This window comes from Citrobacter sp. BIDMC107 (genome assembly GCF_001037575.1).
GTDB lineage: Bacteria > Pseudomonadota > Gammaproteobacteria > Enterobacterales > Enterobacteriaceae > Citrobacter > Citrobacter freundii.
This window is the reverse complement of the sequence record NZ_KQ089848.1, coordinates 2,798,785-2,817,574: the sequence shown is the minus strand read 5'-3', so window position 1 is coordinate 2,817,574 and position 18,790 is coordinate 2,798,785. Positions and strand designations below refer to the sequence as shown.

Below are 18,790 nucleotides of genomic sequence, written 5' to 3'. Positions count from 1 at the left end.
GCGTTGCCCCCACTGGTACAAGAATCTGGAAATTGTTACGGGTAACTGTTATCGGTAACATTGTCCAGCCGGATAAATAGAGAAGCAATATCCATTCGTGCTCGAAGTGTATAAGTGTGAGCTACTTCAAACTTGTTGGCTTAAATAGATCCGCCCGGTGACAAGGTGAAACCTAAATCTAACATTTTAGGTGTGACTGCTTCACCACGGATGCGCGCCAGCAGGCGTTCAGCACCAATGCTGCCCATGCGTTCACGCGGCGTGAGCACGCTCGCCAGACGCGGCTCCATCACCTGTCCGATGTCGTGACCGTGGAATCCGGCAATCGCCATGTCATCCGGGATTTTTAGCCCTAAACGCTGGCATTCGAAGGCCGCCCCTACCGCCAGGTCATCGTTGGTACAGAAAATGCCGTCGAGCTGCGGGTATTCGCGCCGCGCCTGACGGATGAGTTCAATACCGGAGGAGTAGGAAGAAGACTGTTCCACCATCACGCTGTACGGCACCAGGTTGGCATCGCGCATTGCCTGCTCGTAGCCCCTCTGTTTGATGATAGTACGTTCATCAAGACGTGCGCCAAGATAGGCAACATGACGGTGCCCGCGGGCGATGATAGCGGCAGTCATCTGGCGCGCGGCTTCGAAGTTGTCGAAACCGACGGCGATATCCAGACACGGGGACTGGCTGTCCATCAGCTCAACCACCGGGATACCGGCGACCTCAATCATTTTCAGCGTACGAGGCGTATGGCTACGTTCGGTGAGGATCAGGCCATCGATATTCCACGACAGCATCGATTCCAGGCGCTCTTGTTCCATTTCGGGCTTATAGCCGTAGTGCGCGAGCATAGTTTGATAACCATGGGCGTCGGTGACGGCCTCAATGCCGCGTAACACTTCAGCAAAAACCTGGTTAGTGAGAGACGGTAACAACACGCCGATAGCGCGGCTGGTGGCGTTAGAAAGGATATCAGGAGCGCGATTGGGAATATAACCCAGCTCATCAAGTGCAGCGGCAATTTTGCCCCGCAGCGCCACGGAGACCTGCTCCGGGTTACGCAAAAAGCGACTGACCGTCATTTTGGTCACGCCCACGCGGTCGGCTACATCCTGAAGTACGGGTCTTTTCTTTTTCATCGTCCTGAAGCGTTAAAAAGGGATAGATTCCCCCAGTTTACCACGGACGTGCATGAACCTTTGCAGAGAAAAAAGGAGTTTTTATTGTGAGAAATACACAAAATCATTCGAGTTGCATCAAGGCGGCGACGCAGTAAATCCCCGGGAGCGTACATTAAGTACGCGACCGGGGTGAGCGAGGAAAGCCAACACAGATGCGGCTTGAATGATGCCGTGTATTTTTAGACAGGCGGCAGATCAAACAGTAACACTTCGCTGTCGCTGTCGGCATGAATCGAAATTGCCTGTTCATCCCAGATTGCCAGACCATCGCTGGTGGTCGCTTTGGTTCCGTTAATGGTGACGTTGCCTTTTACGACCTGGATCCAGACGCGACGTTCAGCGGCAATCTGATGCACCGACTGCTCATCTTTGAGCAACGCCCAACGGTACAGCTCCATATCCTGGTACACTTTCAGCGAGCCATCGCGGGCATCCGGCGACAGCACCAGTTGTTTACCCTGAGCGGCATCGAAACGGCGCTGTTCATAGCGCGGCGTAATGCCGTTTTCCTGCGGCATGATCCAGATCTGATACAGATGCAGCTTCTCAGTCTTGCTCGGGTTGTACTCCGAGTGACGGATCCCCGTCCCGGCGCTCATAATCTGGAACTCACCGGCAGGAACCTGCTCTTTGTTCCCCATGCTGTCCTGATGTTCTACCGCGCCTTCCAGCACGTAGGTCAGGATTTCCATATCTTTATGGGGGTGAGTGCCAAAACCCTGGCCTGCATCAATCACGTCATCGTTAATCACGCGCAGTGCCGAGAACCCCATAAAATTCGGGTCATAGTAGTTGGCAAAAGAGAAGGTATGCCAGGAATCGAGCCAGCCATGATTCGCATGACCGCGGTCGTTAGCTTTGCGTAAATAGATCATTGTGTTCACCCCAAGATGTTTTCGATGGAGTAAGTGTGGACTCAATCCGCCTGGGATCATAGAGGGTGAAAATTGACTCCTCTGTTCAAAAAATATGAATAAACCCAGAGGAGTCTGCGCAGGCTATTTGGCGAGGGTTATCGTCGCCGGAGATGCCTGTTCGAAGGCGCGTTCGAGGATCTCCAGGATGGTTAGAACTTCAGATTCCTTGACGTAATTAGGCGTACCGGCGGTCAGCGTCTGGTACAGCGCATCATAGACGCGACCGTAATCCCCCACCTCCGGCTTCACCTCTTCTTTTACTGTGATGCCGTCATCGTTGACATACTCCAGCATTCCGATGGAATCATCAGCAGCGAAACCTGGCTCACCCGGCATGATATTGGCCTTCAGACTGGTTTCCTGCTGGTCGATGCCGTACTTCACAAACGAGCCTTTGGTGCCATGGACGATAAACTTCGGATAGTCGATTTTCACCAGATGACTGGTTTTAACAATGGCTTTCAGGTCGCCGTAAAACAGCTGCGCTTCAAAGGTATCGTCCGGGTTCGCTTTATTACGCAGGCTGCGGATGTCATAGGCCACATGATCGGGGCGTCCGAACAGCGAGATAATCTGATCCATGGTGTGTACGCCCAGGCCATAAAATGCGCCGTCCTGCGGCAGTCCCGGCTTAGTTTCCGCCTCGGGACGGTAGTAATCGAAATGGCTTTCAACCTCAACAATTTCGCCGAGCTTGCCGCTCTCAATCGCTTTTTTAGCAGTGAGAAAGCAGGAGTCAAAACGGCGATTCTGATACGGCGTAACGGTCAGCCCTTTGCTTTGCGCCAGTTCGAACAGCACTTTTGCTTCTGCCAGCGTCGGCGTGAACGGTTTCTCAACCAGCACGTTTTTACCCGCCTCAAGCGCACGTTTGGCGTAGTCAAAATGGCTGTCAGCATGGGTACAAACGATCACTAACTTCACCTGCGGATCGTTTAAGATCTCGTCGAGGTCGCTGGTGAAGTGAATATGTGAATACTGCGGGGCCTGCTCTTCCGGCCTGGCGTTACGGCGGAAAATATGCGCGACATGCCAGCTATTCTTGCGGTTGAGGACGTACGGCAAATGGTAGCGAGTGGTACTTTTACCAAAACCAATAAATGCGCAGTGTAAGGTCATGAGACAGTCCTTTTGAAGGTGATTGTCTACACCATAGCGCAAAGCGGCTGGAGACTGAATGTTGGATTCTTTGCCGGATGCGGCGTTGCCTTATCCGGCCTACAAAACCCAGGTCTCAGCCGTAGGCCGGATAAGCGCAAGCGCCATCCGGCATCATCCCGGGGACAAAATGACAAGTAAGCCAGGCTGAAACAAAACCCCAAAAAAAAAGCCAGCAAAAGCTGGCTAAAGTAATACTGGAAGCAATGTGAGCAATGTCGTGCTTTCAGGTTCTCCGTAGGGGTTCCCCTGAACGCAGAGCAATAATAATCATTCTCATTCGCACTTGTCTACTTCTTTTTGCAAAAAAATGCAGTTGACGGAATTTTCTTTCTCAGCGAGGGTAAAGACTCAATTAACCCTGAAGGAGATAAGGAATGAGTGAGATAGTGATACGCCACGCTGAACCGAAAGATTACGACGCAATTCGTCAGATCCATGCCCAGCCAGAGGTGTATCACAACACGCTACAGGTTCCTCATCCTTCCATGGAGATGTGGCAAGAGCGACTAACCGAACGGGTCGGAATCAAACAACTGGTCGCGTGCATTGACGATATCGTCGTCGGACATCTCTGTATTGAGGTCGCGCAGCGCCCGCGCCGCAGCCACGTGGCCGATTTTGGTATCTGCGTTGATGCCCGCTGGCAGAATCGCGGTGTTGCCAGCGCGCTTCTCCGTACGATGATCGACATGTGCGACAACTGGCTGCGCGTCGACCGTATCGAGTTAACAGTGTTTGTGGATAACGAACCTGCGGTTGCGGTCTATAAAAAGCATGGCTTTGAGATCGAAGGGACAGGTAAGAAATACGGCCTGCGCAACGGCGAGTACGTGGATGCATATTTTATGGCACGCGTGAAATAAATTTAAGGGCGAGTCTTATCGCCCTGCTTATTGAAAGGACGCAATAGTGAAAAAGTTTGTTCCCCTGGTTTTACTGGCCTCGCTCTCCCCAGCTTTTGCCACTACCGTACAAAATCTCGATGCCGTACCCGGCGTTATTCAACATACTGAAGGTAAACAGATTTTTGCTGAGCAAATGGCAGGGGCAACACCTGCGAAAGGATTTGGTGAACTTCCACAGGGATTATCAGAGAACCAGTGGATTGGCTGGGTTGCGCCGAACGAAAATCCTAATAATCTGATCCTCACCGGCGCCAAAGCCTGGGGAAAAGAGGGTAAATATATTGGCATTGCCTGTTTTGCTGACAATCAGGCCGATGCCGGGCAGGCAAAAAAGTATGCGGATAACACCTGTCCGGAAAACTACAACAACGGACGCGCCAATAAATTATATCTCGGCGTTTTCTCCTGGCAGAACCAACAGCTGCAGCCGATTGCCCGCTCGGAAAAACCATTAAACCAGATCTCAGCGTGGAATAAAGCTGCCGAGAAAGAGAGCGATGATGAGTCCGTCAGACCGCTGGCTTATTATACAAAATTGGATCTGGCACCGTACCGGATCGCTCCCGATACTCTGGCGTTCGGAGTGCGCGGTGGCTACTCCGATGCCTACTCCGGCGGCGGAGCGTTTTATGAAGTGCTGGAACTCTACACCATCAAAGACAGCAAGATAATCAACGTGTTTTCTGACCTTGTTTATTACTATTCGGATATCGCCGGAGACTGGAATAAAGACGGCACAAGGCAGCACGACATCAGCGAGAGTAAGTACATCCTGAAATTGCGGTCGGCAAAGACGCAGGGATTTTATGATTTAGAGGTCGTGAACCTGCAGGATAAAAGCAGCCAAATATTTCACTGGTCTGAATCACTGCAACAGTATGTTCCTTAACGGACGAATAAGACCTGCAACGTTCAGAAGGCTGTAGGTCATTATCCTTAATTTCCCCGTCGTTACATCCAAAAGCGGAATTGCCATCCAATCCTGGCATAAAGTTGTTGATTGCAGTCCATCGCCTCCGCCGTCATATTCAGGCGTAACAACCACCTGAATCATAGGGTTATTTTACTTACTATCTTCATCGCTATTTATCTTAACTTTAATAATATTAATATTACATTTTTGTTTTTTTTTGGTTTCTGCCATCACTTTATGGTGACAATCACAACAATATACTTCCCCTGGGACTAACTTAACCACGGTGAGGTAAAAAATGAAATTTGAACGCCATCATAGAATATTGAAAGAAATCAGTATTTCGGGAGTTGTAAAAGTTTCAAATCTGGCGAAAAGTCTCAAGGTAACAAAGGAAACTATTCGCTCAGATCTCAATGAACTTGCCGGACAGGGATATCTCACTCGCTGTCATGGTGGTGCATTTATTACCCTTGACTCTCTTGATAACGTTGCAAAAAACGAAATTGCTTATGTGCTGGAAAAATATGAATCAGCGCAGAAAATAAAAAAAGGTCTCTCTGCCATGAAGAATAATGTATGTGTTATTGGCTCGTTCAATGTTGATATTATCAGTTACCTACCGAGGCTCCCCTCGACAGGCGAATCATTACTTGCCGATAAATTTATTTTTTCGCCCGGAGGTAAAGGATGCAATCAGGCATTAGCTGCAAGCTATGCCGATTCTGATGTGCATTTTATTACTAAAGTAGGGTCAGACCATTTCAGTGATTACGCCATTAATTTTATAAACTCATCAAAAATCCATAAAAGCGTTATCTATCAGACCAAAGAAACACAAACAGGTACAGCTACTATTATGGTGAATGGAGATACCGGGGATAACGTCATCGCTATCTACCCCGGTGCTAACATGACAATTTCCCCTGATGAAATCACCATACAAAAAGAAGCCATCGTTCATTCAGATATTGTTCTCGTACAACTGGAGACAAATTACGAGGCGCTTCACCAAACCATTCGTCTCGCACAGAAAAATGATATCCCTGTCATTATCAACCCAGCACCATACAATGAAATGGTCAATACCATCATTGATAATATTGATTATATCACGCCAAATGAAACCGAAGCGGGTCTGCTGGCAAATATGTCCGTCAATGATATTGAGTCGGCAAAAAGTGCGGCAAAGATTATTCATCAGAAAGGCGTCAAAAATACCATTATCACCCTAGGGAGCAAAGGCTCCCTCGCTTATGACGGAACACAATTCATCTATTCTCCGGCATTCCCGGCAGTTGTAAAAAATACCGCAGGAGCGGGCGATGCCTTCAATGGTGCACTCGCATCTGGCCTTGCTAAAGGAAAATCACTGGCATCTGCATTGTGCTACGCCAGTGCATTCGCCTCGCTTGCTGTTGAAACACCCAATGCCTCTGACATGCCAGAAAACGAATCCGTTCTTCATCGCATTCAAGGTTCGCATTACAAACAAACTATCTCGACTCACTAAATGAAGGAGCAGACTATGAATAATACACAGAAAAAACTAAAGGTGCTCTTTATTGGAGAATCCTGGCATATTCACATGATCCATTCAAAAGGCTATGACAGTTTTACCTCCAGTAAATATGAAGAGGGTGCCACATGGTTACTGGAATGCTTAAAGAAAGGTGGAGTAGAAGTTGATTACATGCCCGCTCACACCGTGCAAATCGCATTTCCAGAAAGCGTTAATGAGCTAAACCGTTACGATGTCATTGTCATTAGCGATATCGGCAGCAATACGTTCCTGCTGCAAAACGAGACGTTCTATCAGCTAAAAATAAAGCCGAATGCCCTGGAATCAATTAAAGAGTATGTCAAAAATGGTGGTGGACTGCTCATGATTGGCGGCTATCTGTCATTTATGGGTATTGAGGCAAAAGCTAATTACAAGAACACCATTCTTGCCGAGGTTTTACCAGTTATTATGTTTGACGGCGATGACCGGGTAGAAAAACCAGAGGGTATCTACGCTGAGGCTATTTCCCCTGAACATCCTGTCGTTAACGGATTCTCCGACTACCCGGTATTTCTTGGATATAACCAGGTTGTCGCCAGAGAAGATGCCGATGTTGTTTTAACAATAAATAATGACCCACTGTTAGTGTTCGGTGAATACCAACAGGGTAAAACCGCCTGCTTCATGAGCGACTGTTCGCCGCACTGGGGAACACAGCAATTTATGTCCTGGCCGTTTTATACCGACCTGTGGGTTAACACGCTTCAATTCATCGCCAGAAAATAAAAAACAATGGAGTAACGAAAGTTACTCCTTTTATAAAATATAAGGATTGATGTATGAACAAGAATAAGTACTCAACCCCCTTACTGATGCTTGCAACTATCTTAGCCGGTATGCTTTCCCCTATGCAGTCTGCCGTTAATGGACAATTGGGACACTGGTTGCAGGATGGAAATGCTTGCGCAGTAATCTCATTCGCCAGTGGTCTGGTCGTCATGTTTTTTATTATTATTGCGCGCAAAGAAACACGCCAGCAATTCGCGTCGATCCCAGCCCTGATTAAAACGCGAAAAATCCCGTTGTGGAATTGGTTTGCCGGATTATGCGGGGCGATGGTTGTATTTTCGGAAGGGGCATCAGCCGGCGCGTTGGGCGTTGCCACGTTTCAAACTGCATTAATTTCCGCCCTCCTCCTTTCCGGCCTGCTGTGCGACCGTTTTGGTGTCGGTGTGGATGAGAAGAAATACTTCACGCCATGGCGCGTTACTGGCGCATTGTTCGCTGTTATTGCCACGATTTTTGTCGTGTCACCACAGTGGCATTCAACCTCCTTTATCCTGCTCGCTATCCTTCCATTTTTGGCAGGATTACTCGCTGGCTGGCAGCCTGCTGGAAATGCCAAAGTTGCCGAGGCAACGGGCTCTATGCTGGTTTCCATTACCTGGAACTTCATCGTCGGCTTTTGTGTGCTGGGCGCTGCGCTGGCGATACGTGTCGCATTAGGTCATGTCACCGTCCAGTTACCCGATACGTGGTGGATGTATCTCGGTGGCCCGCTGGGTCTGCTGTCCATCGGGCTGATGGCGATTCTGGTCAGAGGCTTAGGGCTGTTGATGCTCGGTGTTGCTTCTACCGCGGGTCAATTGCTTGGCTCAGTGTTGATTGATGAACTTATCCCGTCACTGGGTAATACGGTCTATCTGGTCACGATCATTGGGACGCTGTTTGCGCTAATAGGCGCAATTGTTACCACCATCCCCGAATACAGAGCATCCAAAATGGCGCAAAAAATGGAGGTGTCAGGATGAAAGGTTTCCTGCAAACCGTGACAGGCCCAGTGGCGCACACGGATATGGGTCTGACGCTACCGCATGAGCATCTGTTTAACGATTTATCATCGGTTGTTGACGAACCGCATTATGAATTCTCACAGCAACTCGTGGGGAAAAAGGTCAGCGCTGATCTGCAGTGGGGATTGAAACATGATCCCTACTGCTGCGCCGATAACATGGACAGAAAGGAAATTGATGATGTCATCTTTGAAATCAACAACTTTATGTCACTGGGAGGCAGGACGATTGTCGACGCGACAGGTTCTGAATCTATCGGTCGAGATGTCTTGTCATTGCGAGAAGTGGCATTAAAAACCGGTTTGAACATCGTAGCTTCATCAGGACCTTATCTGGAGAAGTTTGAAAGTGCCAGGATCCACAAACCTGTCGAGTTGTTAGCCTCACTTATTGATAAGGAACTGAATCAGGGGATAGGCGAGACGGATATTCGCGCCGGCATGATAGGTGAAATTGGCGTATCACCCGCTTTTACGCAGGCGGAACGCAACAGTCTGCGAGCGGCTTCTCTGGCACAACGTAATAATCCTCATACTGCGATGAATATCCATATGCCAGGGTGGCTGCGGCTGGGTGATGAGGTGCTGGATATTGTCCTTGAAGAGATGAACGTCTCTCCGGCAAAAGTCTCGCTGGCGCATTCAGATCCTTCGGGAAAAGATGTTGCCTATCAACGAAAAATGCTCGATCGAGGCGTATGGCTTGAATTTGACATGATTGGCCTGGACATCACTTTCCCAAAAGAAGGTATCGCCCCAGGCGTTCAGGAAACCGCAGATGCGGTAGCACATCTGATTGAATTGGGTTACGCCGATCAGATAGTTTTAAGCCATGATGTTTTTCTCAAACAGATGTGGGCAAAAAATGGGGGGAACGGTTGGGGATTTGTCCCGAATGTTTTCCTCGCCTATCTGGCCGCCCGTGGAGTAGACAACGATACTCTACGCAGGCTCTGTATTGATAACCCAGCGCGGTTGCTCACGGCATAGCCAACAAAACGCCCGGTGCCTGACACCGGGCTATTAATCAAAAATCAGTATCCCGCCGTTAAATCATCCACGGAGCGTGGGTCGGACGCGCCATACAGTGCGCCATCCGGTCCAACCATAATGCTCTGCGTACTGCCCATCGCTTCCTTCAGCGCGACTTTCTGCCCTTTCTGCTCCAGCAGCTTAATGGTGTCCGGGCTAAACCCTTTCTCAACGCGCAGTTCATCGGGCAACCACTGATGATGGAAGCGCGGCGCGTTGGTCGCTTCGGCGACGTTCATTCCAAAATCAATGCTGTTGACTACCATTTGCAGCACGGTGGTGATGATTCGGCTCCCGCCAGGGCTGCCGGTAACCAGCCAGGTTTTCCCGTCTTTTACCACGATAGTCGGCGACATTGATGACAGCGGACGCTTCTTCGGCCCAACCGCGTTAGCATCGCCACCCACCAGCCCATAAACGTTCGGCACGCCCGGCTTGGCGGAGAAATCGTCCATTTCGTTATTAAGCAGAATGCCGGTGTTACCTGCCACAATCCCGGTGCCGAAGGTGGTGTTCAGGGTATACGTCACCGCCACGGCATTACCGTCTTTATCCACCACCGAGAAATGGGTGGTCTGATTGCTTTCATACGGCGCGAGCTTGCCAGGTTTGATCTGGCTGGAAGGCTTAGCCTTGTTGATATCAATTTGATCGGCAAGCGATTTGGCATAGGCTTTATTGGTCAGCGCCTGCCACGGTACTTTCACAAAATCCGGGTCGCCCAGATACTCCGAGCGGTCGGCGTAGGCATATTTCTCCGCTTCAGCCATTACCTGCATGGCATCAGCGCTGCCAAACCCGTACTTCTTCATATCGAAGTTTTCAAGAATATTGAGGATCTGCACAATGTGAATACCGCCAGAGGACGGCGGTGGCATCGAGAAGACCTGATACCCGCGATAGTCGCCGCTAATCGGCGTACGCTCCACGGCTTTATAGCTGGCTAAATCCTCTTTGGTCATCAACCCGCCGTTTTTCTGCATTTCCCCAGCTATCTGTTCGGCAATTGCCCCTTTATAAAACGCATCCGGACCGTTCTCGGCAATCATCTCCAGGCTTTTCGCCAGGTTCGTTTGCACCAGCTTGTCGCCCTTTTTCAGCGGCTCGCCGTCTTTCCAGAAAATGGCTTTGCTGTTCTCGTGATTAGGGAGCACTTCGCTGCCATAGGTTTTCAGATCGTCGGCCAGCGCGTCGTTAACCACAAAGCCTTCTTCCGCCAGCTTCATCGCCGGGCGCACGACTTTGTTCAGCGGCATCGTGCCGTATTTCTCCAGCGCCAGCGAGAAACCCGCCACCGTACCCGGCGTACCGGATGCCAGATGTGAGGTTAGCGACTTTTTCGCATCGGCGTTGCCCTGTTCATCGAGGAACATGTCGCGGGTCGCGCCAGCGGGAGCCATTTCACGAAAATCGATCGCCGTGGTGTTACCGTCTTTGGTACGCAGCAGCATAAACCCGCCGCCGCCCAGATTGCCTGCCTGCGGATGCGTCACCGCCAGCGCGTAGCCAACGGCTACAGCGGCATCAACGGCATTCCCGCCCTGTTTCAGAATATCCACCCCAACCTGGGTGGCTAAAGCATCTACGGAAGCCACCATCCCCTGTTGCGCACGAACGGGATGGAACACATCTTCCTCGACACCGTAGGATACTGGTGGTGGCGCAGCCGGCGCGGCAGCCACGCTAAAACAACTTCCTGAGAGCAGAGCAGCAATGGCTACCCGGCGTAAAAACGTCGGTTTTATCATCGTTATTCTCCAGATGTACGGGGGTCGGCCCCCACTAAGCCTGGTGCATAACTCTGAAATAATCATCGTAACGGCGAGAAAGGAGTAAACTTAAATGATCCCCGAGAGGAGAAAAGCGATGAAACGACTCTTACTTTTAGCCATGCTCTTGCCGTTTGCAGGCTTTGCACAGCCCATCAACACCATGAATAACCCGAATCAACCCGGTTATCAGATCCCGAGTCAGCAGCGTATGCAAACCCAAATGCAATCACAGCAGATTCAGCAGAAAGGGATGCTCAACCAGCAGTTGCAAACGCAGACGCGCATGCAGCAACAGCATATGGAAAACCAAATCAACACGAACACCCAGCGCGTGCTGCAGTCTCAGCCGGGCGAGTTGAATTCTGGACAGCAGCAAATGCTGCCTAACAGCAACGGAGGGATGTTGAGTGGAACCCGTAATCCGGACAGCTCGCTCAATAAGCAACATATGCTGTCGGAGAAAAAGAACGGCGACATGCTGAAGCCCTCCAGCACGCCGCAACCTAACGTTCCGTTAAAAACGATTGGGCCTTAACTGGGCTGGAAATCCGGACCAATGGTATCAATGGCATCGGTACAGATGCTGTCTACGCCCCAGCGCAGCAGTTCTGCCGCGCGCTGGGGTCGGTTTACGGTATAAACCAGTATACGTAGCCCAGCATCGCGCAGCGCATCCACGCGCGCCTCATCCAGCAGCTTATGATTAAGATGAATAGAGACGCAGCCAAGCCGCGTGGTCAGCTCACGCCAGTCCTCGCGCCATTCATCCAGCAGCAAACCTCTCGGCAGTTCAGGCTCCGCCTGCTGCGCCGCTTCTAGCGCATCAATTTCAAAGGATGACAACAGCGGTGGCGTCATTTCCGCCCACAGTTCACGTGCGGCCAGCGCCACGACCTTCCCGGTGAGCGCCCCCGTCCCGGTGGTGGGTTTGATCTCAATATTTGCCATCATGCCGTGCTGGCGACAGCGCTCAGCAACTTGCGAGAGCAGCGGCAACGGTTCGCCTTTAAACTCACCGCTAAACCAGCCGCCGGCGTCCACGCGCAATAGATCCTGCCAGTTCAATTCGCCAGCCACACCCCAGCCGTTACTGGTGCGTTCCAGGTTGTCGTCATGCAGTAAGAAGATCTCACCGTCTTTCGACAATTTAGCGTCAAACTCAATCATGGTATGCCCGTATCGTGCCCCCACATCGATCGCCGCCAGGGTATTTTCCGGGGCTAACTTACCGCCGCCGCGATGGGCGACAATATGGGGGTAAGGCCAGTTATTCATACGCGTTGTCCTGTTTCGCCATCAAAAAGATGCAGATGATGTTCTGGCAGATGCAGCCACAGCGTACTGCCTGCCGTCGGGCGATGCTGATGCGCCAACCGCACCACCAGCTTTTGCTCACCCCAACGTCCATGTGCCAGATTATCCGCACCCAGCATTTCCAGCGTGTCGACGACCAGCGGCACGCCGCCTTCGGCCTGCGAGCTTAGCGCAATATGCTCCGGGCGGATACCCAGCGTCATGTTACGCCCAATACACTCCCTGGCGCTTCTGCCGATGGGCAACGTCATGCCGCCCTCCAGCTCAAAATGGGTACCCGTAGCGCTGATGCGCCCATCGAGCAGATTCATCGCCGGGCTGCCAATAAAGCTCGCCACAAAGCGGCTGGCGGGTTTTTCATACACCTCAACTGGGGTGCCGATTTGCTCGGCAATACCTTTGTTCATTACCATTACCCGTTGGGCGAGGGTCATCGCTTCAACCTGATCGTGCGTCACGTACAGCGAGGTGGTTTTCAGTCGGCGATGCAGATGTTGTAACTCCAGACGCATCTGTACGCGCAGCTTGGCATCAAGGTTAGAAAGCGGCTCATCGAACAGGAATACCGCCGGGTCACGCACAATCGCTCGTCCCATCGCTACGCGCTGGCGCTGGCCGCCGGAAAGTTCGCGCGGACGACGTTTGAGCAGCTCACCCAGCTCGAGAATACGTGCCGCCTCTTTTACCCGCTCAGCAATATGCTCCTTGCCCATCCCGCGGATTTTCAGCCCCCAGGCCATGTTTTCTTCCACGCTCATATGCGGGTAGAGAGCATAGTTTTGAAAGACCATCGCAATGCCGCGATCCTTCGGCTCCATCTCGGTGACGCGTTTATTATCAATCCAGATATCGCCGCCGCTTACCCGTTCAAGCCCGGCCACCATCCGCAGCAGCGTAGACTTACCGCAGCCGGATGGCCCAACCATCACAATAAATTCCCCGTCCGCGACGTCCAGCGTCAGCGGTTTAATCACCTGGGTTTTGCCGTCCCAGCTTTTGGTTACTGCCTGTAGTTTTAAACCAGCCATTTTTATTTCTCACTGTCCACTAAACCACGCACAAACGCGCGCTGCATGGCTAACACGATGATTACCGGAGGGATGAGCGTTAGCAGCATGGCGGCCATTACCTGGTTCCACTGCGTGGTGCCTTCACCGGTGGCAATCATGCCTTTGATACCTGCCACCGCAGTGCCCAAATTGACGTCGGTAATAATTAACAACGGCCACAGATACTGGTTCCAGCCGTAGATAAAGGTAATAACGAACAGCGCCGCCAGATTGGTTTTTGACAACGGTAGTACGATATCGCGGAAAAAACGCATTGGTGACGCGCCGTCAATACGCGCCGCCTCAACCAGTTCATCCGGCAGGGTCATAAAGAACTGACGGAACAGGAAAGTCGCTGTCGCAGATGCCATCAACGGCAGTGTCAGACCCGCATAGCTGTCGAGCATCTTCAGATTGGCGATCACTTCTACCGTCGGGAAAATACGCACCTCAACCGGTAGCATCAGGGTGATAAAAATCATCCAGAAGAACAGGTTGCGCAGCGGAAAGCGAAACCAGACGATGGCAAATGCGGAAAGCATAGAGACAGTAATTTTCCCTACCGTAATGCTGAACGCCATGATGAAACTGTTGAGCATCATCAGCCAGAACGGCGCGCTGTTGACGCCCACGCCGTTGACCCAGATGTATTTCATGTTTTCCAGCAGCTGCGTGCCGGGAACCAGCGTCATCGGCGTCTCAAACACCGCTTTGTTGTCCAGCGTCGCCGCGACAAACGCGACGTACAACGGAAACAGAATCACCATGATCCCCATAATCAACATGGCATGGCTGAATATTGTCAGCCCACGACGGTTCTCAATCATTGGTAACGCACCTTACTTTCCACATAGCGGAACTGCACCACCGTCAAAATAATGACCAGGAACATCAGCACCACCGATTGTGCAGCGGAAGAAGCCAGATCCAGCCCGACAAAACCTTCGCGATAGATCTTATAAATCAGCGTCGTGGTCGCCTGTACCGGCCCGCCTGCAGTGGCAGCATCAATCACCGGGAAGGTGTCAAAGAAGGCATACACCAGATTCACCACCAGCAGGAAGAAGCTCACCGGGGCAATGAGCGGCAGCGCCAGTTTAAAGAAGCGGCGAACCGGCCCCGCACCGTCAATCGCGGCGGCTTCGATCAGCGAGCGAGGAATAGACTGCAGTGCGGCAAAGAAGAACAGGAAGTTGTAACTAATCTGCTTCCAGACCGACGCAAACACCACCAGGAACATTGCCTGACCGCTGTTTTGCGCATGGTTCCAGTCATAGCCAAACTCACCGAGAAAATGGGTAATCAGCCCGCGCCCTGGGTTAAACAGGAAGATCCACAATACGGCGGCAACGGCGGGCGCAACGGCGTAAGGCAACAGCATTAGCGTTTGGTAAAAACGGCTGCCGCGCACCACGTAATTCACCAACGCCGCAAAAAATAACGACACCAGCAGACCGCTTAGCGTGACTAACGTACTGAACTTAATGGTGGTCCAGAATGAGTCGAGGTAGTACGGGTCATGAAACAGCGCGACAAAGTTTTCCAGTCCGACAAACTGGCTGGAAAGACCAAACGGATCAACGGATTGTAGCGAGTACCACAGCGCTTCACCGGCAGGCCAGATAAAGAAAATAACGGTGATAACCAGCTGCGGAGCCACCAGTAAATAGGGAAGCCAGCGCGAACGGAACACCGGACGGGATGAGGACATGGAAGTTTGATTCCTGAACAGCGCCGGATGGCGCTACGCTTATCCGGCCTACGCGCATTTGTAGGCCGGGTAAGGCACAGCCGCCACCCGGCATTTCACATTACGATTTGGTCGATTGCTCAAAGCGGCGCAGTAACTGATTGCCACGCTCAACGGCGGCATCCAGCGCCTGCTGCGGGTTTTTCTTCCCGGTCCAGACGCTTTCCAGCTCTTCATCCACAATGGTACGGATCTGCGGCATGTTGCCCAGACGCAGCCCTTTGGTGAACGGCAACGGCGGCTTGTTCAGCATCTGGCGGGTGGCAATATCAGCCCCAGGGTTCTTATCATAGAAGCCCTGCTCACGGGTCAGGTCGTAGGCAGCTGTGGTGATCGGCAGATAGCCGGTCTTCTGATGCCATTCGGCAGCAATTTCAGGCTTCGCCAGGAAGTTGAGGAACTTCGCCACGCCTTCGTAGGTGGCTTTGTCTTTGCCCTGCATCACCCAAAGACTGGCCCCACCGATAATTGCGTTCTGCGGCGCGCCCTTCACATCGGCATCGTACGGCATCATCCCGACGCCATAGTTGAATTTTGCGTAGTGGCGGATATCAGCCAGCGAACCGGAAGAGGCGGTGGTAATGGCACAATCCCCGTTATAGAACTTCTCAGTGGATTCGTCCTTACGCCCGAAGTAGCTGAAATCGCCTTTTTTGTTCAGCTCTTCCAGCAGAGCGATATGTTTTACCTGTTCCGGTTTATTGAACTCCAGCACCGCGTCAGTACCGTCAAAACCGTTGTTTTTGGTAGCGACCGGCAGACCGTTCCAGGCACTGAAGTTTTCAATCTGAATCCACCCCTGCCAGCCGCTGGCGTAACCGCACTTCATGCCTGCCGCTTTCAGCTTCGCGGTGTACTCCGCCAGGTCCTGCCAGGTTTTCGGCGGCTGCTCAGGGTCTAAACCAGCTTTTTTAAAGGCATCTTTGTTGTAGTACAGCACCGGAGTGGAGCTGTTAAACGGTTGAGAAAGCAAATGTCCGCTTTTAGAGTCGGTGTAATAACCAGAAACCGTCGGTACGAACTGAGACTCATCGAAGTTGATGCCAGCCTCTTTGAATACTTCATAGACCGGTTTAATGGCTTTCGAAGCCATCATCGTTGCCGTACCCACTTCATAAACCTGTAGCAGCGCAGGCGCGTTTCCGGTACGGAAAGCGGCAATTCCTGCACTCAGGCTCTGCTCGTAGTTGCCTTTGTACTGCGGAACAATTTTGTAGTCGGGATTGGCGGCATTAAAACGTTGCGCCAGAGAATCAACTTCTTTACCCAGTTCGCCTTCCATTGAGTGCCAGAATGGGATGGTGGTGACCGCCAGTGCCTGACCTGCAAACGCCAGGCTAAGTGCCAGTCCTAAAGCTGTATGTCGTAACGATATCATCGGTTATCTCTCTTGTTGTGCCGGATGCGCGATATCACGCGTTTTATGCTCGCGGGGGTAACATGACATGCTCGAATGACAGAAAAATAACTTTTTTATTACAAAAAAAAGATAGTAAGGCGACAAACAGATGGCAAGGCGGTGAAAGCGTAGTGACAGGAAAATGCGGAGTGGTGCACAACAAAGCCGGGTAGCGGTATGCCTTACCCGGTCTAATAGCGGTTCAGATATCGAGATGATGCATTAATGGCGCAGACGATGCGCAATTTGTTCTAACGTGAGTTGTCCTGCTGCCGCTTCAACCGTCATGGCGACAAAATCAGGGTTTGCAGATAATACGATCCCATTACGTTTTAAAAACAGCAACGTAATAAATAACGCAGTACGCTTGTTACCATCATTAAAGATATGCCCACGGGAAATGGCTAACAAATGCATTGCCGCCAGTAGCCACACGTCAGTCACACCTTCATATTCGATTTGATTCAATACCCGATACATCAGCGCTTCCGCACGACCGGGGTCAGGCATACCTGCGACACCAGGCGTCACGCGGAGCAGCCTGTCGTGAAACTGTATTATCTCTTCCGCTGAGATAATCTGTAGCGTCATTTATCCGCCAGCTCCCTGATTTCATTACCATGAATCATCATTATGTCGGCAAATTCATCATCAAGTCTGGCGGCCTGATAGCGTTCAAACTCTTCCGCGCTGATGATTACCGCAGGTTTATGACCACGGCGCGTAATGGTAACAGGCACACCAGTGACAGCGCTCTCCAGCACTTCAGCCAGGTTTTGTCGAGCTTCACTATAGTTCATAGTGCGCATAAAGCCTCCTCATATGTACATCTTAATTGTACAACTGAAGCGTACAAAAGAGAAGCATCAGTCAGCGCATGTAATCGTGGATACGTTGCCTGACGTACGACCTCATTATCTCTGGATAGACTTAATCTCTGCGCCAGCGTCGTTCGTACTCATTCTGTAAACGCTGCTGCTCTCGCCGCTCACGTTCACGTTGGATATCTGATTTATCATCTTCCCAGCCCGGGCATACCGAGCTGGTAAACACTTCGCAGGGCGAGTCGGATTGCGCTAACGGGTTGTCCGATTTCTCTTCCCAGATTGCGGGATCGCGCGGGTCAAACGCTGGCGGTGTCGAGGCCAGGGTAGTTAAAGAAAGCGTCAAAAACAAACTGCCAATCATCATGCAGGTACCTGAACGAATCATCCTTTCTCCATGTTCATTTTTTATTATTGATAACTATTCTCAATAATAACATAGCGCAATAAAAAGGGGCCACAGCGGGCCCCTTGTCTATTCAGAGAATGATTAACCGCCCAGATACGCACTGCGCACCGCTTCGTTAGCCAGTAGCGCATCGCCAGTGTCTTCCAGCACCACATGACCGTTTTCCAGCACGTAGCCGCGATCGGCGAGCTTCAGCGCCTGGTTAGCGTTCTGTTCGACGAGGAAGATGGTCATCCCCTGCTCGCGCAGTTGCTCAATAGTGTTAAAGATCTGCTGGATGATAATCGGTGCGAGACCCAGCGACGGTTCATCAAGCAGTAGCAGCCTCGGCTGGCTCATCAGCGCACGGCCTATCGCTAGCATCTGCTGTTCACCGCCGGACATCGTTCCCGCACGTTGAATACGACGCTCATGCAGGCGAGGAAACAGGTCATACACCCACTTGATGCGTTCCTGAAACTGGTCTTTCTCGGCAAAGAAACCGCCCATCGCCAGGTTCTCTTCCACCGTCATACGGGAAAACACGCGACGCCCTTCCGGCACAATCGCTACCGCTTCGCGCATGATTTTCGCCGTCTGCCAGTCGGTAATGTCTTTACCATCAAAGACGATTCGCCCGCTGGTCGCTCGCGGGTCGCCACACAATGTGCCGAGCAGCGTGGTTTTTCCCGCGCCGTTGGCACCAATAAGAGTAACGATTTCACCCTGGTTGATATACAAGCTGACGTCATGCAGCGCCTGTATCTTGCCGTAGTGGGCGTTGACTTTGTCGAACGATAACATCGCCTTATCCATATTAATCCTCGCCCCC

At 51.4% G+C, this 18,790-nt stretch carries 21 protein-coding genes; 8 read left to right on the top strand and 13 right to left on the bottom strand.

Going from position 1 to position 18,790, the window contains the following annotated elements; all coding sequences use genetic code 11:
- Positions 1-140: 140 nt before the first annotated feature.
- From gntR to SK39_RS13080, 3 genes are all read right to left on the bottom strand, one after another.
- Positions 141-1,136 carry a gluconate operon transcriptional repressor GntR gene (gntR, locus tag SK39_RS13090; protein ID WP_003023473.1) on the bottom strand — a complete coding sequence of 332 codons (996 nt, stop codon included), beginning with the start codon at positions 1,134-1,136 and terminating at the stop codon, positions 141-143.
- Between the two features lie 221 nt (positions 1,137-1,357).
- Positions 1,358-2,053: a quercetin 2,3-dioxygenase gene (yhhW, locus tag SK39_RS13085; protein WP_048217075.1), complete on the bottom strand. Its 696-nt coding sequence runs from the start codon at positions 2,051-2,053 to the stop codon at positions 1,358-1,360.
- 123 nt (positions 2,054-2,176) lie between these two features.
- Entirely contained in the window at positions 2,177-3,214 is a 1,038-nt protein-coding gene (locus SK39_RS13080) for an oxidoreductase (RefSeq protein WP_048217074.1), read from the bottom strand.
- Between the two features lie 58 nt (positions 3,215-3,272).
- Here SK39_RS13080 and SK39_RS27865 point away from each other — a divergent pair, with 58 nt between their 5' ends.
- The 7 genes from SK39_RS27865 to SK39_RS13050 all read left to right on the top strand — a co-directional run bounded on the left by SK39_RS27865 (position 3,273) and on the right by SK39_RS13050 (position 9,420).
- Positions 3,273-3,404 (top strand): hypothetical protein, encoded by a 132-nt coding sequence (locus SK39_RS27865; protein WP_009364666.1) that lies wholly within the window; start codon positions 3,273-3,275, stop codon positions 3,402-3,404.
- Positions 3,405-3,630: 226 nt separating this feature from the next.
- Positions 3,631-4,119, top strand: a complete 489-nt coding sequence (gene yhhY, locus SK39_RS13075; RefSeq protein ID WP_003023469.1) for an N-acetyltransferase — start codon at positions 3,631-3,633, stop codon at positions 4,117-4,119.
- Positions 4,120-4,165: 46 nt separating this feature from the next.
- Positions 4,166-5,050: a hypothetical protein gene (locus SK39_RS13070; protein WP_032937247.1), complete on the top strand. Its 885-nt coding sequence runs from the start codon at positions 4,166-4,168 to the stop codon at positions 5,048-5,050.
- Between the two features lie 322 nt (positions 5,051-5,372).
- The gene (locus SK39_RS13065; RefSeq protein WP_003023466.1) at positions 5,373-6,587 is read left to right on the top strand and encodes a PfkB family carbohydrate kinase; all 1,215 of its coding nucleotides are present in this window, start codon (positions 5,373-5,375) and stop codon (positions 6,585-6,587) included.
- A 15-nt stretch (positions 6,588-6,602) separates the two neighbouring features.
- Complete coding sequence (locus tag SK39_RS13060) at positions 6,603-7,364, top strand: glutamine amidotransferase (RefSeq protein WP_032937243.1); 762 nt, start codon at positions 6,603-6,605, stop codon at positions 7,362-7,364.
- A gap of 53 nt (positions 7,365-7,417) precedes the next feature.
- Entirely contained in the window at positions 7,418-8,389 is a 972-nt protein-coding gene (locus SK39_RS13055) for a DMT family transporter (RefSeq protein WP_048217073.1), read from the top strand.
- The gene (locus SK39_RS13050; protein ID WP_003023461.1) at positions 8,386-9,420 is read left to right on the top strand and encodes a phosphotriesterase family protein; all 1,035 of its coding nucleotides are present in this window, start codon (positions 8,386-8,388) and stop codon (positions 9,418-9,420) included. Before SK39_RS13055 ends, SK39_RS13050 begins: the two co-directional genes overlap by 4 nt.
- 44 nt (positions 9,421-9,464) lie before the next feature.
- Here SK39_RS13050 and ggt read toward each other — a convergent pair whose 3' ends face one another.
- Entirely contained in the window at positions 9,465-11,210 is a 1,746-nt protein-coding gene (gene ggt / locus SK39_RS13045) for a gamma-glutamyltransferase (RefSeq protein WP_003023458.1), read from the bottom strand.
- Positions 11,211-11,328: 118 nt separating this feature from the next.
- Between ggt and SK39_RS13040 the strand changes: the two genes are divergently transcribed.
- Positions 11,329-11,769 carry a DUF2756 family protein gene (locus SK39_RS13040; protein WP_032937241.1) on the top strand — a complete coding sequence of 147 codons (441 nt, stop codon included), beginning with the start codon at positions 11,329-11,331 and terminating at the stop codon, positions 11,767-11,769.
- Here the strand turns inward: SK39_RS13040 and ugpQ are convergent.
- The 9 genes from ugpQ to livF form a co-directional block, all read right to left on the bottom strand.
- Positions 11,766-12,509 (bottom strand): glycerophosphodiester phosphodiesterase, encoded by a 744-nt coding sequence (gene ugpQ, locus SK39_RS13035; RefSeq protein WP_032937239.1) that lies wholly within the window; start codon positions 12,507-12,509, stop codon positions 11,766-11,768. The genes SK39_RS13040 and ugpQ overlap by 4 nt on opposite strands.
- On the bottom strand, positions 12,506-13,576 hold the full coding sequence (locus SK39_RS13030) for a sn-glycerol-3-phosphate import ATP-binding protein UgpC (protein WP_003837845.1): 1,071 nt from the start codon (positions 13,574-13,576) through the stop codon (positions 12,506-12,508). The genes ugpQ and SK39_RS13030 overlap by 4 nt, the downstream gene beginning before the upstream one ends.
- Before the next feature lie 2 nt (positions 13,577-13,578).
- Positions 13,579-14,424 carry a sn-glycerol-3-phosphate ABC transporter permease UgpE gene (ugpE, locus tag SK39_RS13025; protein ID WP_003023450.1) on the bottom strand — a complete coding sequence of 282 codons (846 nt, stop codon included), beginning with the start codon at positions 14,422-14,424 and terminating at the stop codon, positions 13,579-13,581.
- Positions 14,421-15,308 (bottom strand): sn-glycerol-3-phosphate ABC transporter permease UgpA, encoded by an 888-nt coding sequence (ugpA, locus tag SK39_RS13020; RefSeq protein ID WP_032937238.1) that lies wholly within the window; start codon positions 15,306-15,308, stop codon positions 14,421-14,423. Before ugpA ends, ugpE begins: the two co-directional genes overlap by 4 nt.
- A gap of 100 nt (positions 15,309-15,408) precedes the next feature.
- Positions 15,409-16,725: a sn-glycerol-3-phosphate ABC transporter substrate-binding protein UgpB gene (gene ugpB, locus SK39_RS13015; protein WP_003023445.1), complete on the bottom strand. Its 1,317-nt coding sequence runs from the start codon at positions 16,723-16,725 to the stop codon at positions 15,409-15,411.
- Positions 16,726-16,968: 243 nt separating this feature from the next.
- On the bottom strand, positions 16,969-17,337 hold the full coding sequence (locus SK39_RS13010) for a type II toxin-antitoxin system death-on-curing family toxin (RefSeq protein ID WP_032937237.1): 369 nt from the start codon (positions 17,335-17,337) through the stop codon (positions 16,969-16,971).
- Complete coding sequence (locus SK39_RS13005; RefSeq protein WP_032937236.1) at positions 17,334-17,555, bottom strand: type II toxin-antitoxin system Phd/YefM family antitoxin; 222 nt, start codon at positions 17,553-17,555, stop codon at positions 17,334-17,336. Before SK39_RS13005 ends, SK39_RS13010 begins: the two co-directional genes overlap by 4 nt.
- A 121-nt stretch (positions 17,556-17,676) precedes the next feature.
- A complete protein-coding gene (locus SK39_RS13000; RefSeq protein ID WP_003023442.1) occupies positions 17,677-17,958 on the bottom strand; it encodes a hypothetical protein in 282 nt (93 codons plus the stop codon).
- Positions 17,959-18,060: 102 nt separating this feature from the next.
- A complete protein-coding gene (gene livF, locus SK39_RS12995; protein WP_003827581.1) occupies positions 18,061-18,774 on the bottom strand; it encodes a high-affinity branched-chain amino acid ABC transporter ATP-binding protein LivF in 714 nt (237 codons plus the stop codon).
- Between the last annotated feature and the right edge of the window lie 16 nt (positions 18,775-18,790).

Excerpts from the sequence above, each read along its gene's own strand:
- yhhW (WP_048217075.1), bottom strand. The coding sequence starts at position 2,053 with ATGATCTATTTACGCAAAGCTAACGACCGCGGTCATGCGAATCATGGC.
- SK39_RS13000 (WP_003023442.1), bottom strand. The coding sequence starts at position 17,958 with ATGATTCGTTCAGGTACCTGCATGATGATTGGCAGTTTGTTTTTGACG.
- gntR (WP_003023473.1), bottom strand. The coding sequence starts at position 1,136 with ATGAAAAAGAAAAGACCCGTACTTCAGGATGTAGCCGACCGCGTGGGC.
- ggt (WP_003023458.1), bottom strand. The coding sequence starts at position 11,210 with ATGATAAAACCGACGTTTTTACGCCGGGTAGCCATTGCTGCTCTGCTC.
- SK39_RS13060 (WP_032937243.1), top strand. The coding sequence starts at position 6,603 with ATGAATAATACACAGAAAAAACTAAAGGTGCTCTTTATTGGAGAATCC.
- SK39_RS13040 (WP_032937241.1), top strand. The coding sequence starts at position 11,329 with ATGAAACGACTCTTACTTTTAGCCATGCTCTTGCCGTTTGCAGGCTTT.
- ugpA (WP_032937238.1), bottom strand. The coding sequence starts at position 15,308 with ATGTCCTCATCCCGTCCGGTGTTCCGTTCGCGCTGGCTTCCCTATTTA.
- SK39_RS13005 (WP_032937236.1), bottom strand. The coding sequence starts at position 17,555 with ATGCGCACTATGAACTATAGTGAAGCTCGACAAAACCTGGCTGAAGTG.
- SK39_RS27865 (WP_009364666.1), top strand. The coding sequence starts at position 3,273 with ATGTTGGATTCTTTGCCGGATGCGGCGTTGCCTTATCCGGCCTACAAA.
- SK39_RS13065 (WP_003023466.1), top strand. The coding sequence starts at position 5,373 with ATGAAATTTGAACGCCATCATAGAATATTGAAAGAAATCAGTATTTCG.
- SK39_RS13055 (WP_048217073.1), top strand. The coding sequence starts at position 7,418 with ATGAACAAGAATAAGTACTCAACCCCCTTACTGATGCTTGCAACTATC.
- ugpB (WP_003023445.1), bottom strand. The coding sequence starts at position 16,725 with ATGATATCGTTACGACATACAGCTTTAGGACTGGCACTTAGCCTGGCG.
- SK39_RS13010 (WP_032937237.1), bottom strand. The coding sequence starts at position 17,337 with ATGACGCTACAGATTATCTCAGCGGAAGAGATAATACAGTTTCACGAC.
- SK39_RS13080 (WP_048217074.1), bottom strand. The coding sequence starts at position 3,214 with ATGACCTTACACTGCGCATTTATTGGTTTTGGTAAAAGTACCACTCGC.
- yhhY (WP_003023469.1), top strand. The coding sequence starts at position 3,631 with ATGAGTGAGATAGTGATACGCCACGCTGAACCGAAAGATTACGACGCA.
- SK39_RS13050 (WP_003023461.1), top strand. The coding sequence starts at position 8,386 with ATGAAAGGTTTCCTGCAAACCGTGACAGGCCCAGTGGCGCACACGGAT.
- ugpE (WP_003023450.1), bottom strand. The coding sequence starts at position 14,424 with ATGATTGAGAACCGTCGTGGGCTGACAATATTCAGCCATGCCATGTTG.
- SK39_RS13030 (WP_003837845.1), bottom strand. The coding sequence starts at position 13,576 with ATGGCTGGTTTAAAACTACAGGCAGTAACCAAAAGCTGGGACGGCAAA.
- ugpQ (WP_032937239.1), bottom strand. The coding sequence starts at position 12,509 with ATGAATAACTGGCCTTACCCCCATATTGTCGCCCATCGCGGCGGCGGT.
- livF (WP_003827581.1), bottom strand. The coding sequence starts at position 18,774 with ATGGATAAGGCGATGTTATCGTTCGACAAAGTCAACGCCCACTACGGC.